This window comes from Bradyrhizobium sp. RP6, from assembly GCF_003837805.1.
Lineage (GTDB): Bacteria > Pseudomonadota > Alphaproteobacteria > Rhizobiales > Xanthobacteraceae > Bradyrhizobium.
Genome location: NZ_RQIT01000008.1, coordinates 197442 through 213985, shown reverse-complemented (window position 1 = coordinate 213985; position 16544 = coordinate 197442). Strand labels below are relative to the sequence as shown.

General features: G+C 64.5%; 13 protein-coding genes. 4 read left to right on the top strand and 9 right to left on the bottom strand.

The features are described 5' to 3' along the window. The first annotated feature begins 114 nt into the window (after positions 1-114). A complete protein-coding gene (locus EHH60_RS17885; protein ID WP_199751539.1) occupies positions 115-762 on the top strand; it encodes a DUF2147 domain-containing protein in 648 nt (215 codons plus the stop codon). On the opposite strand, the gene hpnN is transcribed toward EHH60_RS17885, so the two are convergent. Further along, complete coding sequence (gene hpnN, locus EHH60_RS17880) at positions 730-3318, bottom strand: hopanoid transporter HpnN (RefSeq protein WP_124160773.1); 2589 nt, start codon at positions 3316-3318, stop codon at positions 730-732. The two genes, EHH60_RS17885 and hpnN, sit on opposite strands and share 33 nt — an antisense overlap. Before the next feature lie 451 nt (positions 3319-3769). Here hpnN and ispH point away from each other — a divergent pair, with 451 nt between their 5' ends. Beyond that, positions 3770-4696, top strand: a complete 927-nt coding sequence (gene ispH / locus EHH60_RS17875; RefSeq protein WP_124160819.1) for a 4-hydroxy-3-methylbut-2-enyl diphosphate reductase — start codon at positions 3770-3772, stop codon at positions 4694-4696. Positions 4697-4731: 35 nt separating this feature from the next. After that, positions 4732-5892 carry an adenosyl-hopene transferase HpnH gene (hpnH, locus tag EHH60_RS17870; protein WP_124160772.1) on the top strand — a complete coding sequence of 387 codons (1161 nt, stop codon included), beginning with the start codon at positions 4732-4734 and terminating at the stop codon, positions 5890-5892. Positions 5893-5972: 80 nt separating this feature from the next. Here the strand turns inward: hpnH and EHH60_RS17865 are convergent, their stop codons facing one another. From EHH60_RS17865 to EHH60_RS17840, 6 genes are all read right to left on the bottom strand, one after another. Continuing rightward, positions 5973-6722 (bottom strand): phosphorylase, encoded by a 750-nt coding sequence (locus EHH60_RS17865; RefSeq protein ID WP_124160771.1) that lies wholly within the window; start codon positions 6720-6722, stop codon positions 5973-5975. Beyond that, the gene (shc, locus tag EHH60_RS17860) at positions 6719-8671 is read right to left on the bottom strand and encodes a squalene--hopene cyclase (protein WP_124160770.1); all 1953 of its coding nucleotides are present in this window, start codon (positions 8669-8671) and stop codon (positions 6719-6721) included. Before shc ends, EHH60_RS17865 begins: the two co-directional genes overlap by 4 nt. A gap of 65 nt (positions 8672-8736) precedes the next feature. Further along, complete coding sequence (gene hpnE / locus EHH60_RS17855) at positions 8737-10005, bottom strand: hydroxysqualene dehydroxylase HpnE (RefSeq protein WP_124160769.1); 1269 nt, start codon at positions 10003-10005, stop codon at positions 8737-8739. Beyond that, a complete protein-coding gene (hpnD, locus tag EHH60_RS17850) occupies positions 10005-10844 on the bottom strand; it encodes a presqualene diphosphate synthase HpnD (protein ID WP_124160768.1) in 840 nt (279 codons plus the stop codon). Before hpnD ends, hpnE begins: the two co-directional genes overlap by 1 nt. Next, positions 10834-11718, bottom strand: coding sequence for a squalene synthase HpnC (hpnC, locus tag EHH60_RS17845; RefSeq protein ID WP_124160767.1), 885 nt, complete (start codon positions 11716-11718; stop codon positions 10834-10836). The genes hpnD and hpnC overlap by 11 nt, the downstream gene beginning before the upstream one ends. Positions 11719-11912: 194 nt before the next feature. After that, a complete protein-coding gene (locus EHH60_RS17840) occupies positions 11913-12146 on the bottom strand; it encodes a hypothetical protein (RefSeq protein WP_025035011.1) in 234 nt (77 codons plus the stop codon). 458 nt (positions 12147-12604) lie between these two features. Between EHH60_RS17840 and EHH60_RS17830 the strand changes: the two genes are divergently transcribed. After that, entirely contained in the window at positions 12605-13102 is a 498-nt protein-coding gene (locus EHH60_RS17830) for a hypothetical protein (protein WP_061878080.1), read from the top strand. A gap of 82 nt (positions 13103-13184) precedes the next feature. Here the strand turns inward: EHH60_RS17830 and EHH60_RS17825 are convergent, their stop codons facing one another. Both EHH60_RS17825 and eutC read right to left on the bottom strand, forming a co-directional pair. Then, positions 13185-15551 carry an efflux RND transporter permease subunit gene (locus EHH60_RS17825; protein WP_124160766.1) on the bottom strand — a complete coding sequence of 789 codons (2367 nt, stop codon included), beginning with the start codon at positions 15549-15551 and terminating at the stop codon, positions 13185-13187. Positions 15552-15754: 203 nt separating this feature from the next. Continuing rightward, on the bottom strand, positions 15755-16543 hold the full coding sequence (gene eutC, locus EHH60_RS17820) for an ethanolamine ammonia-lyase subunit EutC (RefSeq protein WP_124160765.1): 789 nt from the start codon (positions 16541-16543) through the stop codon (positions 15755-15757). Between the last annotated feature and the right edge of the window lies 1 nt (position 16544).

Here is a 16544-nt window from a genome sequence, read left to right as displayed (position 1 = left end):
TCGTCAACTGAAAACGGACCGTTACTGAAAACGCTCTGTGCGGCCTTTTGCCCTTTTTCGGACCATCTTCGCAAGCACAGCTTTTAGATCATGTTGCACTGCCAAGGAACTATCATGCGTTTGGCCCTTTACACCGGACTAATACTGGCTGGCGGTTACACCTGCCTGACACCCGCGCTCGCTGCAGACCCGACCGGCGACTGGCGGGTAGCCGACAGCGTTGCCAACATTCGTGTCGCCCAATGTTATGGCAGCATGTGGGGCGCGGTTTCCTGGGAAAAGCAACCCGGCGGGCGCGACGAGAACAATCCGGATGTCTCGAAAAAGAACAGGCCGACGCTGGGCATGGCTACCCTGATCGACATGAAGAAGAAGCCCGGTATCGATCAGTGGGAAGGACAGGTCTACAACGCCAAGGATGGACAGCTCTACAGCGCGACCATCACGCCGGCTGGTCCCGACCAACTCGAAATCAAGGGCTGCGTGATGGGCTTTCTCTGCGGCGGCGAGACCTGGACCCGGGTCGGCCCGCCAATCCCCTCGAGTCCTGTCAACGCCATGGCCAAGGGCGCGCCGAAATCCGGCGGCGCGGCGCCGCCGAAGCCTCAAGGGGCGCAGGCAGCTCAAGCCACGACCGGCGCCACGGCGCCTGCGCCTGCAGCTCCGAAGGCTGCTGGCGCCGCCAAGCCCGGTCAGAAGAGCGCCGCCGACCCCGTCGGCGACATCTGCCTACTCCCCGAGATTGCGGGGTTTGCCCATTAGGGCCGGCTGAAACAGCAGCACGGCAGCCAGCGTCGTCACCAGCGAGAGTGCCAGCAGCTTGCCCATGCTGGACGTGCCGGGATGACTCGACAGCCACAGGCTGCCGAACGCTGTTGCCGTCGTCAGCGCGCTGAAAAAGATCGCGCGCGTGAGGCTGGTCTGGAGCAGGTTTGTTCTGCCCGAGCGCCACGCGACGACATAATAGATCTTGAAGGCAACACCGACGCCGAGCAGCAGCGGGAATGCAACGATATTGGCGAAGTTCAGCGGCAGGCCGATCAACACGCAGATCTCGAGCGTCACTGCGCCGGCAACCAGAAGCGGCACCAGCGTCATCAGCACGTCGACGAACCGGCGTAGCGTGATCCACAGCAGGAGCCCGATCACCACCAGCGCGTAGATGCCGGCGTGGATGAACGCCTTCACCACGGTGTCGCCGGATTTCAGGATCGAGACCGGTCCGCCGATCGCGGTCGGCTCGGCCGCGAGCACCGCCGCCGCGAATTTGCGCAGCGTGTCGTTGTCGTTGGGATCGCCCTTGGGCAGCGCCTCGACGCGGATGATGCCGTCCTTGCTCTTCCAGGCGCTGACGAGCTCGGGCGGCAGTGACTTCAGGGTGACCGGCTCGGCCTGCATGGCGTTCCTGAGCTGGTCAAACACGATCTTCATCGGCGTGACGAACACGTCCTGCGCCTTGTTGCGCGTGGCCTCGTCGCCATCGGCGAGCTTTTCGAGCGCGTCTGCAAGACGGCGCGAGGCGACCGCCCCAGGTCCCTTCGCGTCGCCCGCGGTCCGGCGCAGATTGTCGACTGACGATTTCAGCGACTCGACATTTTCCTGATCCGACGGCGCCGCATCGATCTGATCGGGGTTCAGCGCAGGATTGAGCACCTTGGCCCCCTGTGCGAGCAGCTTCAGCTTCGGCGGCTGGTCCTGTGGCACGAAGCTGTCGAGAGACATCACCCTGAGCACCTCTGGCACCTTCTCCAGCTTCGCCTCGACCTGCCTCGCCTGCTCCTCCGACGTCGTCATCACGTTGATGGCATTGGCGCCGGTGTTGGGGTCCTTGCGCAAATCGAGGAAGGTGGCGATCGATTCGGCCTTCGGGTTGCGCAGGTTCATCGGGTTGAAGTCGAACTTCATGAAGTAGAGCAGCGGCAGGCCGCCAAGCGCGAGCAGCAGCGTGCCGCCGACGATCAGCACGCGATGCTTCTCCAGGAAGTGATCGAGCGGCGCCAGGAAGGCGTAGCCGACGGGCTCCGGCTCGCCGGGCGGGTTCAGAAGCTTGAGCAGCGCCGGCAGCACAGTGATGCTGGACACGAACGCCACCAGCATGCCGACACCGGCGATCTGTCCGAGCTCCGAGATGCCCTTGTAGTCGGTCGGCATGAAGCAGAGGAAGCCCGCCGCGGTGGCCATCGCCGCGAGCGACAGCGGCACCGCCGAGCGCTTGGCGGCCAGCACCAGCGCGCCCGAGAGGTCATTGTGCTTGTAGCGCTCGGAGCGATAGCGGACGCTGTACTGGATGCCGAAATCGACGCCGAGACCGACGAACAACACCGCGAACGCGATCGACAGCAGATTGAGCGAGCCGACCATCATCAGGCCGGCCGCGGTCGTGATCGCTAGGCCCACGAAGAGATTGACGAACACCGCAAAGATGATCTTCGCCGAATGCAGCGCCAGCCACAGGATGACCAGCACGACAAGAACGGTGCCGACGCCGTTGACGACGGCCCCCTCCTGTACGGTCGCGTACTCCTCGTTGGCGATCGGGACCGGTCCGGTCAGGCGCACCCGCGCCTGGTATTTGGTGGGAAAGTCCAGATCGGCCGCCGCTTTCCGGATCGCGTCGGTGGCGTCCTTGCCCGGCTCCAGCGCGTTGTAGTCGAGGACCGGTTTGAACTCGATGAAGGTGCGCTTGTCCGAATCCTTCAACGGCTCGTCGCTGACGAGCTCGCGCCAGGAGAAGCTGGCATTGCCCTTGTTGAGCACGGTCTCGACGGTCTGCGCGATCAGGTTGAAGGGCCGCTCGGTATTGTCGAGCTTGACCTGGCCTCGCTTGACCCCGGCAAGGCCGGTTTCAAGCGCGCCGGTGAGGCCGCGGATCGAGGGATCGCCGGCCATGATCTCGATCAGGGGCGCGGCGGATTCGAACTGGCCGGTGACCTTGGCGACTTCTTCCGTCGGCAGGAACAGCAGTCCATTCCTCTCGAAGAACTCGCCGCTACCGAGTTGCTGCATCGACTGGAAGTTGGTCTTGTCGTCCTTCAGCTTGGCATAGAGCGCGTCTGCCGCGGCGCTCGCCATCTCCGGCGTCCGGGCCTCGATCACAGCGAGGATCGTTTCGTTCTGATCAAACGCCTGGTCGAATTGCTGGTCACGTTTGCGCCAGTCGAGATTCTGGGAAATCAGCGAATTGATGTCGGTGTTGATGGCGAAGTGGCGCGCAGTGTAATAGCCCGCCCCCACCGACAGCAGGAGCCCGAGAACGACGACGAGGGAGGCAAACCGGGTGCAGGCCCTGACGATGGCAACGACTACGCTTTGCAGCACTTCTTTTCTTTCTGCGGTTAAACAGCTTGCCGGAAACGCCCGCTGTTTATCGGAGTTCCCCGGCGAAACCTATTGCTGTTTTGAGCGGTTCTCGCCGCGCGAAGGTTCGAGGTAAACGGCGGGGGACCGTGGCAAAATCATGCGGGCGGTCGGTATACCCGGGGACTTGAGGCGGGAAAGTGACGAAGAACGATGCACCGATGTCACGCATTTGCGCACAGGGTGCAGCGTACTATAATACCTAAGAAATGAGCTGCCAGCGTTCCCTTCTTTCCTTATTGCCGATTTTTTGACACAAAGTATTGCGCCTCCATGCGCCGGAGCCCCATGAGGGTGGGCGGCTACCGCGTGTGCGAACCAATGGTGCGGATATTGCAACTCATTGGTCAGTATCGGGTGCCGCCGGGGAACTTACAGAGCGGATTGGTGCAACTTGCGTGATGGACGTCCAATGGAAGTTTATCTGGCGCAACCGCGCGGTTTCTGCGCGGGCGTGGTGCGTGCGATCGAAATCGTGGAACGGGCGCTGGAGAAGTACGGCCCGCCAGTCTACGTGCGCCATGAGATCGTGCACAACAAGTACGTCGTCGAGAGCCTGAAGAGCAAAGGCGCAATCTTCGTCGAGGAACTCTCCGAGGTGCCGCCGAAGGCGGTGACGGTCTTCAGCGCCCATGGCGTCGCCCGCAGTGTCGAGGAAGAGGCTGCCGCGCGCGACCTTCCGGTCCTCAATGCCACCTGCCCCCTGGTCACGAAAGTTCACAATCAGGGGAAGCGCTACATCGGCAAGGGCCGGACGCTGATTCTGATCGGCCATGCCGGCCACCCCGAAGTCGAGGGCACGATGGGCCAGGTCCCGGGACCGGTGCAGCTTGTCCAGAGCGTCGAGGAGGTTAAGGCGCTCACATTGCCGGCGGATACGCCAGTGGCCTACATCACCCAGACCACCCTGTCGGTCGACGACACCAAGGACATCATCGCGGCCCTTCAGGCCCGCTTTACAGATATTCAAGGCCCGGATATCCGGGATATCTGCTATGCGACACAGAACCGCCAATCTGCGGTAAGGGATTTGAGCAAGCTGGTCGACGTGATCCTGGTGGTGGGCGCTGCCAACAGTTCGAACTCGAACCGGCTCCGCGAAATCGGCACTGAGGCCGGCGTCGCGAGTTATTTGATTGCCGACGGCAGCGAGCTCAATCCGGAATGGTTGAAGGATGCCAGGACCGTCGGCGTCACGGCCGGCGCTTCGGCGCCCGAGGTACTCGTGGATGACGTGATCGAAGCGATGCGGCGGATCGGACCGGTCAAGGTCTCGGTGCTGCCGGGCCGCGAGGAAAACATCGAATTCCGGCTTCCGGCCCAACTGGCTGCGAGCTGACCCACCCGAATTCAAAGCCCAGAAAGAAACCTGTAATGGCTATCCCGTTCTTCAAGGAAATGCGTATCGGCGGCTATTTGCTCAAGCAGAAACTGCTTGGCCGCAAACGCTATCCGCTCGTGCTGATGTTGGAGCCGCTGTTTCGCTGCAACCTCGCCTGCGTCGGCTGCGGCAAGATCGATTATCCCGATGCGATCCTCAACCGCCGCATGACCGCGCAGGAGTGCTGGGACGCGGCCGACGAGTGCGGCGCGCCGATGGTCGCCATTCCCGGCGGCGAGCCGCTGATCCACAAGGAGATCGGCGAGATCGTGCGTGGCCTCGTCGCGCGCAAGAAGTTCGTCTCGCTCTGCACCAACGCGCTGCTGCTTGAGAAGAAGCTCGATCTGTTCGAGCCCTCGCCGTACTTGTTCTTCTCGGTGCATCTCGACGGCCTGCGCGACCACCATGACAAGGCCGTGTCGCAGAAGGGCGTGTTCGACCGCGCCGTCTCGGCGATCAAGGCGGCCAAGGCGCGCGGTTTCACCGTCAACGTCAACGCCACCATCTTCGACGGCCATCCGGCCGAGGAGATCGCAAAGTTCCTCGACCTCACGGTCGAGCTCGGCGTCGGCGTCTCGATGTCGCCGGGCTACGCCTATGAGCGCGCGCCGGACCAGGAGCACTTCCTCAACCGCACCAAGACCAAGAAGCTGTTCCGCGACGTCTTCGCGATGGGCAAGGGCAAGAAGTGGAACTTCATGCATTCCGGCCTGTTCCTGGACTTCCTCGCCGGCAACCAGGAATACGAGTGCACGCCCTGGGGCATGCCCGCGCGCAACATCTTCGGCTGGCAGAAGCCCTGCTACCTGCTCGGTGAAGGCTACGCCAAGACCTTCAAGGAGCTGATGGAGACCACCGACTGGGAAACCTACGGCACCGGCCGTTACGAGAAGTGCGCCGACTGTATGGCCCATTGCGGCTACGAGCCGACCGCGGCGACGGCTGCCCTCAACAACCCGCTGAAGGCGATGTGGGTGGCGCTGCGCGGCGTCAGGACGACCGGCCCGATGGCGCCGGAGATCGACATGAGCAAGCAGCGCCCGGCGCAGTACATCTTCTCGGAGCAGGTCCAGAAGAAGCTGTCCGAGATCCGCAAGGACGAAGCCGCCGCCGCGCAGGCGAAGGCCGCGCAGAAGGCTTCGACCGCCGCGTAGGCGCGACAGAAATAGTCACGAATGGAAAAGGCCCGGTGCCAATGGCGACCGGGCCTTTTTTGTCGAATCGAGGAAGCCGCTCAGGCCGCCTTCGACACCAGCGCCTCGCTCTCGATGAGCTCCGTTCCGATCAGATAATCGCGGCAGCCGCGAAGTGAGCGCAGTGCGCGGTTGAAGTCGAGGCCGGTCGAGACCAGCGCATGCAGCGTCGCCGGATTGCGGACGATGCCGCGCAGAACGGCGGCGAGATCGATCTGGCCGTTCGGCTTGATGGCGGCGCGGGCGAGCGCCGGCAGCGCGCGATGGGCGGGGTCGCTGATGACGCGAACCGCGGCGAAGGGCAGCCCGGCCTCGGCAGCGTAGGCGGCCGCGATGTGGCTTTCCATGTCGACGGCGGAGGCTCCCGTCTCCGAATGCAGCGCCGCCTTGCAGGCCCGCTTCGTGACCACCTCCTCGGCTCCGGCGAGGCTGCCGCGCACGACGCGGCGGCGGCCGGAGGTCAGGCGCTCGATCAGGTCGTCGCCGAGCGACAGCCCGGCCGCCCAGCGGGCATCGCCGGACAGCACCTCGGTCGCCAGCACGACGTCGCCGGACCGCAGCGTCGGGTCGAGCCCGCCGGCCACGCCGAAGGAGATCACGCCGCGAATCGTATCAGGATCCACCACCGTCAGCAGCGCCCGCAACTGGGTCGGGCTGCTGGATGAACAGATGACCGCCATTCCGGGCCCGGCCGCAATGCGGGCCTCCTGAACCAGTCCGGTCACGATCAGTATCGGCCGCGGGTCGATGGTATTACCCGCGGTGAAACAGTCCCCCGTCCCCAAAGTCACATTCCGACCCCTACCACCCTACTGTTGGTGTTCCGCAAGTTCCGATACCGCGCCAACGCCCACAGCGGAAAGAACTTCGGGTAACCATGATACCGTAGATAGAATACACGGGGGAAGCCTGTGGCGGTGTACCGCTGCTCGTCCCACAGTCCTTTTTTGTTCTGTGTTGCAATCAGGTACTCCACCCCGCGGGCGACGGCGGGGTGATCAACCTCGCCTGCCGCCATCAGGGCAAGCAAGGCCCATGCCGTTTGCGAGGCTGTCGAGGGGGCAGCCTCCCAGCCCTTGTAGTCCAGCCGGTAGCTGACGGCGTCCTCGCCCCAGCCGCCATCCTGGTTCTGGATCGAGGTCAGCCAGTCGGCGGCCTTCCGGATCATCGGGTCCTTGTGGTCGACACCGGCCATGTTGAGAGCGCACAGCACCGACCAGGTTCCATAGATGAAGTTCATGCCCCAGCGGCCGTACCAGGACCCCTCCGGGTGCTGGGTCTTCCGCAAGTACGCGATCCCGTCGGCAACGTGCTTGCTGGTCTTCTCGGTCTCGCCGAGCTGCGCCAGCATCGAGATGCAGCGCGCGGTGACGTCCTCGGTCGGCGGATCGAGCAGCGCGCCGTGGTCCGAGAACGGGATGTTGTTCAGGTAATATTCGAGATTGTTGACGTCGAAGGCGGCCCAGCCGCCGTCGTCGCTCTGCATGCCCGCGATCCACTCGCGGCCACGGGCGATCGCGGTATCATAGCCGGTCGCGCCGTGCTCCCGGCGCATGCGATCCATCGACATCACCACGACCGCGGTGTCGTCGAGGTCAGGATAATGGGCGTTGTTGTACTGGAAGGCCCAGCCGCCGGGGCGGACGTCGGGCCGCTTCACGGCCCAGTCGCCCTTCACCTCGAGCTCCTGCTTCGGGATCAGCCAGTCGAGGCCCTGCTTGGCGGCGGGTACCGCCTTGTCTCCACCGGCCTCCAGCAGAGCATGGGCGGTCAGGGTCGTATCCCACACCGGCGAGACGCAGGGCTGGCAATAGGCCTCGTCGTCGCCGATCACGAGCAGCTTTTCGATGCCCCGCCGCGTTGTCGCGCGCGGCGGATAGTTCTCATCCTTGCCGAGCGCGTCATACATCATGACAATGTTGGCCATGGGCGGGTAGATCGCGCCCATGCCGTCCTCCCCGTTGAGCCGCTCCTCGATGAAGGCGAGCGCGGCGTCGATCGCACGCTTGCGCAGGCTCTTCGGAAACAGCGGCTCGATCACGCGCAAGATGGCATCGAGCGAGCGGAACAGCAGGAACCAGGCCATGCTCTGGTGCGGCGCCTTGGCGGTCATGCCGATCGAACGCGGGTCCTGGAGGAACAGCTCGTCGATGCCGACGCCTAGCGGATTCTTCGCGCGCGGCTTCAGCGCGGCGATCACCATCAGCGGCACCATGGTGGTGCGCGCCCAGTAGGAGATCTTATTGAGGTGGAACGGCGACCAGAACGGCAGCAGCACGATCTCGATCGGCAGCACCGGCACCGCGCGCCAGGTCACGACGCCGAACGTCGCCAGCAGGAAGCGCGTGAAGACGTTGCTGTTGATCGCGCCGCCTCGGGCATGGATCGCCTCGCGCGCGTGCACCATGTGCGGCGCGTCGACGGAATCTCCGATCATCTTCAGCGCGAAGTAAGCCTTCACGCTCGCGCTCATGTCGAACTCGCCGTCATGCACGAGGGGCCAGCCGCCATGGGCGCCTTGAACGCGGCGCAGGTAGTTGCCGATCTTGGCCTCGAGCACGGTGTCGACCGGCTCTGCGAGATAGTGGCGCAGCAGGATGTACTCGGCTGGAATCGTGCAGTCGGCCTCGAGCTCGAACACCCAATGGCCGTCGGACTGCTGGAAGCCGAGGACGCCCTGGGTGGCCGACGCAATGCTCGATTCCAGGGTCTCGCGGCTGGTCGCGTTCACGGAATCCATGTCGCTCGATTGCTCCGATAGTCGATTGAAAATTGGCCGGGACATTTGCCCGTCAGGGCCGCCTTTCAGGATCCTTTGGCGGCCAGAACCAGATCGGCGGCGCGATCGCCGGACCGGACCGATCCCTCGATGGTTGCCGGCAATCCCGTAGCAGTCCAGTCGCCGGCAAGGAACAGGTTTTTCAGCGCAGTGACCGGCCCCGGACGCAGGGCATTCTGGGCCGGCGTCGCCGCAAATGTGGCGCGGCGCTCGCGCACGATCTGCCAGGGGGGCAGTGGCGGCGACAGCTCACCGGACAGGGCAGCGGCCTTGCAGACGTCGCTCCAGATCGCCTGTGCGAGTTCCTCGCGCGGCATGTCGACCAGACGGTCGCCATTGCTGATGGTCACGGAAAGCCGGTTGGGGAATGCGAACAGCCATTCCACCACGCCGCCGATCACGCCGAGGATCGGCGGCGAACCCGGCGGCGGCTCAAAACGGAAATGCGCATTCACGATGGCGCGGAATTCGGTCGGAGTCTTCAGGCCGGGCAGCAGGCTCGCGGCGGCGCGCGGCGGCACCGCCATCACGATGACATCGCCCTCACCGATCTGGATCACATCCTCGCCGCCGAAATTCAGCGCGCCGACCTTGCCGTCGGTGGTCGCAAACGAGCGCAGCTCATGACCCAGCTGAACCGAGTGGCCGCGCTCCTGCAAGAACTTCACCGCAGGCTCGATCAGCACCGCGCTGAGACCGTCGCGCGCTATCAAGGGACGGCAGGCCTGCCCGCCCGCGAGCAGCGTCTCGCGCACGATCGCGCCCGCAAGCCCCGCCGAGCCCTCGGGCGGATCGACGTTGAGCGCCGCGAGCAGCAGCGGCTGCACCAGACGCTGATAGAGGATGCCCTCACAAGGAATGGACTTGCCGACCAGCGTCTCCTCCGACGCCCAGATCAGCGGCGCCAGCTTCAGATAATCGGTGAGGCCGGTGTCGGGCACGCGGCGGCTCTCGTCGAACACCCAGGTCGGCCACCGGCCAGCGCCGAGATCGATCTGCCAGCGCTGCCCCGACTTGATGTCGACGAAGGGAAACTGCGCGCTTTCAGGACCGACGAGGCCCGCCTCGGTGCCGATCGCGCGCGCATAGGCACGCGCATGACTGTTGCCCGACAGCAGCAGATGATTGCCATTGTCGATGGTGAGATTGGTGGCGCCGTCGAAATAGGAGCGGCAGCGGCCACCGGCCTGGTGGGTCGCCTCGTGCACGGCGACCTTGAAGCCGGCATTGGCGAGCCGCACAGCGGCGGAGAGGCCGGAAATTCCAGCACCGATGATATGAGCTGTCTTTTGCATCAGATGAAAGCGTAGCGGAGCAGGATCAGGATGCGTGCGATCTTCGACACACGCACCGGCTCGCGCGGCGCGGTGAAGCCGCGCGCGATCAGCAGGTCCAGAATGGAATGATAGTATTTCGACATGATCCGCGGCGCGCGCACCGCGCGGCGCTTGTTGCGGTTCATGATCTCGTCCGACTTCTCGAAATGCACCTTCGCGCGCTGCGCCAGCGGCAGGCAGACCTTCGGCAGCGCGCGCTCGGCGATCACGCGGTCCGGATCATCGGAGGTGATGCCGGCATGCAGCAGCGCTTCGCGCGGCAGATAGAGCCGGCCGAGGCCCGCATCCTCGTCGATATCGCGCAGGATGTTGGTGAGCTGCAGCGCGCGGCCGAGATGGTACGCGAGCAGGATGCCGTCTTCCTCGGGCATTCCGAACACGCGCACCGACAGCCGCCCCACGGCGCTGGCGACACGGTCACAGTACAGATCAAGCGTTGCCATGTCGGGCGCGCGGATGTCCTGCGGCACATCCATTTCCATGCCGTCGACGATGGCGAGGAAGTCCTCGCGCTTGAGCCCGAAGGCCTTCACCGAGGCGACGTAGTCCTTCAGCCGCGGCGGCGGATGGCCCTGATAGAGCGCATCGATGTCGTTGCGCCATTGCTGAAGTGCGGCGAGCCGCTCCTCCCGCGGGCCGTCGGAATCGGCGATGTCGTCGACCTGGCGGCAAAAGCTGTAGATCTGGAACATCGCTTCGCGCTGGTCACGCGGCAGGATGCGCATCGCGGCATAGAACGAGCTGCCGGATGCGGCCGAGCCGTAACTGGCGCCGGGCGTGGTCGCCTCAAGCGTCATGTGCAGTCCCCGGTCTGGAAATGGCCTTGCGTCCGATCGCGCGGCGGCCGACTTCGCCGATCATCCCGGCGAGGCTGAAGGCGAGCAGCTCGAACTTGTTCAGATGCACGCGCTCGCGCAGGGGATCGCGCACCTTCAAGAGGCGCACGATGCGGCCGGCATAGGCCTGGATCACCGAAATGTCGACGCCGAGGCGAAAATCCCTCACCTCCGCGCTCAGCGACTTGCTCTGCCTGAGGAGCGCTTCATTGCGCGCGGCAAGCGCCTGAAGGCAGGCCAGCATCGCCGGCGGTGACTGCGCAAGCCCGAGCTGCTCGACGGAGGCGCCGTGTGCTGCCAGCGCATCGCGCGGCAGATAGACGCGGTTGAGCTCGCGGAAATCCTTGCCGCAATCCTGCAGGTGATTGTTGATCTGGAGCGCCGCGCAGAGCGCGTCCGATGCGGCCCAGGTCGAGGTGCTCTCGCCGTGGACGTCGAGCATGAAGCGCCCGACGGGCATCGCCGAATAACGGCAATAGTGGATGACCTCGTCCCAATTCTCATAGCGCAGCTTGGTCACGTCCATGCGGAAGGCGATGAGCACGTCGAGCGCATGTCGCGGCGCCATGCCGCGCTCGGCCAGCGCGCGGCGCAGGGTGACGGCTTCGGCCTGGGTGTCGCCCTTGCCGAGCAGTTCCGCCTCGAGCAGATCGAGATAAGCAAGCTTCTCATCGGGCGGCAGCGTCGCATGGTCGGCAATGTCGTCGGCGGTGCGGACGAAGTTGTAGTAGGCCAGGATCAGGGCGCGATGGCGCGGATGAATGATCCAGGACGCGACGGGAAAATTCTCGTCGCGGTCACCCTTGCCGGATCGCAATTCGCTCGCAGAGGTCATCGAGGGCTGGTTTACAATCGTTTGGACAGGAAGGCTTTTTCGCTCGCGCGGGCTCATGCCGGCGATCCGGCCGCGGCCCCCATATAGGGGAATAATGCCGCAAAACCAATCCTGTCGCTCGATGGCTGCCCTTTGCCGATCAGCCCGAAAAGGCGGCGCCTGGGCCGCCTTTGTCGGCCAGTGGCCAAGAGCTCTTACTGGTTGTGGTTCTTCAGCACCTGGTCGCAGGCCTGCGAGATCTTGGCCCGGTTCTCCTTGAGGCAGGCGAGGATGGTGAAATCGCCCTGATCGATGACCGGACGGCAGAACTTCTGCACGTCGCGCGTGCAGGCCTTCTGCTCGGCATCCGTGCCACGCCCTTGCTGAGCGAACGCCGCGGTCGAAAGGGATGCCGACAGCAGGGTGAGAGCGACGAGAAGATTACGCATTGTATTCCTTCATTCTGACGGCAGAATCGCACCGGACCCGGACTGCACAGGGCGGACGACCGGAGCGGATTGTTCTGATGGCAAGTCGCCGCAGGAGCGGCGGCCCAGAGAAGGCACAAGCACCGGCAAATGCGGCCAAATTGGCACCGCGGCCGCCGAATCCGGCCTTCCCCGCGCCTTCATTCGCAGATGTAAGGGGTTGATACTACGTCATAATTCAGGGAATCTGCGTTTTACTGCACACCTGTTGCAGCGCTGCATCTGTCCGCCATGCCTTTCCTGCCAGAAAGATGCCGAAACAAGGCAAATCGTCGGATCAAGGCTGGCGCTGGACCTCGCGAGCCGCCATCTCTGGTGGCCAGGCTTTGAACCTGACACTGGCTCGAAGCACTAAACTTTCGATGTGGCGAGACGTTCTCGATCGTAAGCGAGCGTCGTTCCAAAACGGGATAATTGCGATGAAATTCATTGGGCGAACTGGACTGGCAATCAAGGCGGCCGGCATCGGTGCGGCGCTGCTCTTCTCCGTTTCGGCGAGCCATGCTCAGTCGTCCGGACCGTTTGCCGGTTTCGATGGCGCATGGACCGGCACCGGCACGGTGTCGTTGTCCGACGGCTCCACCGAGCGCATTCGCTGCAAGGCGGACTACAAGGTCGGCGGCAGCGGCCTCAACCTGAAGCAGGCGCTGCACTGCGCGTCCGACAGCTACAAGTTCAACCTCACCAGCGACGTGACGAGCCAGGGCGAGCGCATCTCCGGCAATTGGAGCGAGTCCAGCCGCAACATCTTCGGCAATCTGCAGGGCACCGCCGGCGGCGGCCAGATCGACGTGTTCGTCGAGGCCAACGGCTTTGCCGCCAACCTCTCGCTGCGCACCAACGGCAGCAAGCAGACGGTGCAGATCAGCTCCAAGGGCGAGATCCGCGGCGTCAACATCACGATGACGAAGGGCTGACGCCCTTTCCGCTGCGAAAGGATACAGCCTCCGGCTCTCGCGAGCCGGGGGCTTTTTGTTGACCTGGATCAGATGAAGCCGCTCAGATCGCCGGCTTGTCGGTGCCCTGCAGCTTGCCATGCAGATTGATCAGCCACATCGCCGTCGGCCGCAGGATGAAGAGGTCGGCGACGAGGGCCATGACCATCGAGAAGGCGCTGAGCCAGCCGAACAGCCGCAGCGACGGCAGGTCCGAGAACACGGTGACGACGAGGCCGCAGGCCAGCACCACCGTGGTCAGGATCAGCGCCGGGCCGACCAGCACGGTGGCCCGCTCCACCGCGAGCGCCGAGCCGACGCCCGGCTTGCTCTCGAGCCTCAAGCGGTTGAGGAAGTGGATGGTCGCGCTCAAGCCCAGGCCGAACGAGACGGTGAGCGCGACGACGCTGGCGAATTGCAGGCCCTCGCCCATCGCCCACAGAACCGTTCCCGACATCACCACCGGGAAGATACCCGGCAGGATGCAGGCGAGCATCACCACCCAGGAGCGGAAGGCGAGGCCGATGAAGATCGCGACCAGCGCGAATTCGATGGTGAGGCCGTGGTTCAGCTTCTCGATCATGCTGGCCGAGTTGCGCGCAGCGATGGCGGCAAGACCCGTGACCGCGATCTCGTAGCCGGGATGCTTCTTGCGGACGGCGTCGAGCTCGTGGTCGAGCTTGTCGACGATCGGCAGGAGCTGGCTGGAATCCTTGTCCGGTACGCGGCCGGCGACCACGACGGCGTCCTGCTCGGCATCGATGAACCGCCGCACCAGGTGCTCGGGGATGACGTTGACATATTCCTTCAACGTCGCGACGTCGGCGCTGCCCGCCTTTTCGGCCAGCCAGCGGCGCAGCGTCTCCAGCGACCAGACGTTGCCGACACCGGCCGTCTTCTCCACGGTCGCATGCACGTCGGCGATGGTCTGGAGCGTCTCCGGCGAATAGAGCGATTCGCCCTTGGGGAACTGGATCAGCACGTTGACCGGGTTGGCGCCGGTCAGCTTGGCATCGAGCCGGTCGCTGGCGGCGACCGCCTGACGCTTATCCGGCACCTGGTCGGCGAGCCGGTAGCGCGGCTCCAGATTGGCATAGATGACGCCGAGGCCGCCGACGAACAGCACCGCGATCAGGCTGAACAAGCCGGGACGGCCCACCATGCGCACCGCGATCCAGTAGCAGAAATTGCGCAGCGCCTGGACGCCTGCATCGGCGCCCTGGAACTTGACCGCAAAGACCTTCTCGTTGCGCACGAACAGCACGCCGAATACCGGCACCAGCGACAGCACCGCGACCAGCGCGATGATAGTGGCGGCGAGACCTGCCTCACCGAACTTGCGGATCAGGTCGGAGTCGGAAAATTGCAGCGCGATGAAGGAAATGCCGGCCGTGCCATGCGTCAGCACGCAGGCGGGTCCCACCACCAGCACCGCGTTCTTGAACGCGGTGAACTTGTCCTGTCCTGCAATCAGCCGGTCGCGCGCGGCGAAGGTGAGCTGCATCGAGTCCGAGAAGCTGATGACCATGATGAGTGGCGTCATCACGTTCAGGAACATGTTGAGGTTGAAATTGGCCCAGCCGAGCGCGCCGAGCGCCAGCAGGATCGCGATCATCGGCGGAAACGCCGCGGCGATCATGAACGAGATCTTGCGGAAGAAGATGATGGCGATGATGCAGCCCGCGAGAATGCCGAGGATGTTGTAGGTCAGCCCGTCGCGCTCGACCGCGTTACGGATCTCGAGTTGCATCACCGGCACGCCGGAGAGCTGCACGTTGAGCCCGGTGTCGCCGAGGTCCTCCTTCATCAGCGCGCGGATGTCGGCGACGGTCTTGGTCAGCTTGTTGGAGGCGACCACTTCGGGATCAAGCGACAGCACGATGAGCGCCAGCGTGCCGTCTTCCGACAGCAGCTTGCCGCGGATGATCTCGTTGTTTTTGACGGTCTCGATGAACTTGTCGTACGCGTCGCCCTCCGGCAACTCGGCCGGGAACAGCGCCGCCGGCAGCTTGCCCGGGGCCGGCGCCTGACGTGCCGAGAACAGCGAGACCAGTCCGCGCGTGCCATCGACCAGCTGCAGGTCGGTGACGAAATCGCGCAGCTTCTCCAGGTTGTTCCGTGCCAGCAGGGTCTTGCCCTCGACCACGACGAGGACGTCGAACTCCTCGGCCGGGAACTTCTTCGTCACCTCTTCGTACTGGCGGAATTCGCGGGTGTCGGAGCGGAACAGCTGCGACAGCGAATCGTCGATCTTGATCCTGTGGATGCCGAACACGGCGCCGACGATCAGGGCGAGCAGGACGATGCAGGAGACGATCGGGGCCCGGACGGCGATCAGCCCGAGGCGCTCCAGCCCGAAGGCGATCGAGGACGCAGGTCCCTGCTCGACCTTGTCGACATGAACCTCATTCTCGCTGTGCTTTTCGAGCATGCCTTGTCCAGTTCCTAATCGGCTCGGTCTTGAGAGCTTATTGCGCCCCGCGAACGGCTTGAGAACGCCATACAAATGGGAGGCTTGCCCTTTGAAAATGCGCGGAAAATCGCCGCGAGGGGTTTAGCAGGTCAACAGGTCTTCTCGCAAGCAGGCGAAGCCTGGCCGAATCGATCAAGAAGCGGCGATCCGGTCCCGACCGCCTAGCATCCCGGCGAGGCTGTGCCAATTCGATGCGGCGCCCGGTCCGCGCTCTCGTCCTTCAGAGCCACGCCGGTGGTCCCCCGGGCGAGGCCCTCACGGACGAGCCAGGCGATCTTGAAGGCGGCCTCGTCATGGCTCAACCCGGCATGATGGATGTTCGAGACGCAATTGCGTTCGGCATCGGTACGGCCGGGCTTCGGGTCGAAGGTCAGATAGGCGCCGAGACTGTCGGGCGCGGACAGGCCGGGCCGTTCGCCGATCAGCATCACGACCATGCGCGCACCGAGAATGGCGCCAATCTCGTCGCCGAGCGCGACTCGCGCGCCCGATGCGACAACGACATGGCCGATCGCGACGTCATCCCCTTGCGCAAGCAATGGCAACAGGCGCGTCACCAGGATCGTCGCATGGGCGTGAACCGCCGCCGCGGACAGGCCGCCTCCGATCACAAGCGCGAGCTGGCACGGCGCCGAGGCGCTTCGTGCCAGAAGCTGCGCCGAGCCGGGGTCAAGCTGTCGTCCGAGGTCCGGCCGCCGCAGATAGTCGCTGCGATCGACCGCCTGGCTCCTCACCTCGGTCACGGCAAGCCCAAGCGCGCCGAGATCGGCGACCAGACGCGGCACATTGAAGGCGGCATGCACGGCATCGCGTGCGCGGGCATGGTCCAGCGTGAAATCAAGCAGCGCCCTCGTCGGCATGCTCGCGCCGCTGCGCCCGAGCGCCACGCGCGCGGGCGTGAACGCCCGCAAATCGAGGGTCGGGCGGCGCGGCGGAGCCGGATCAGACATA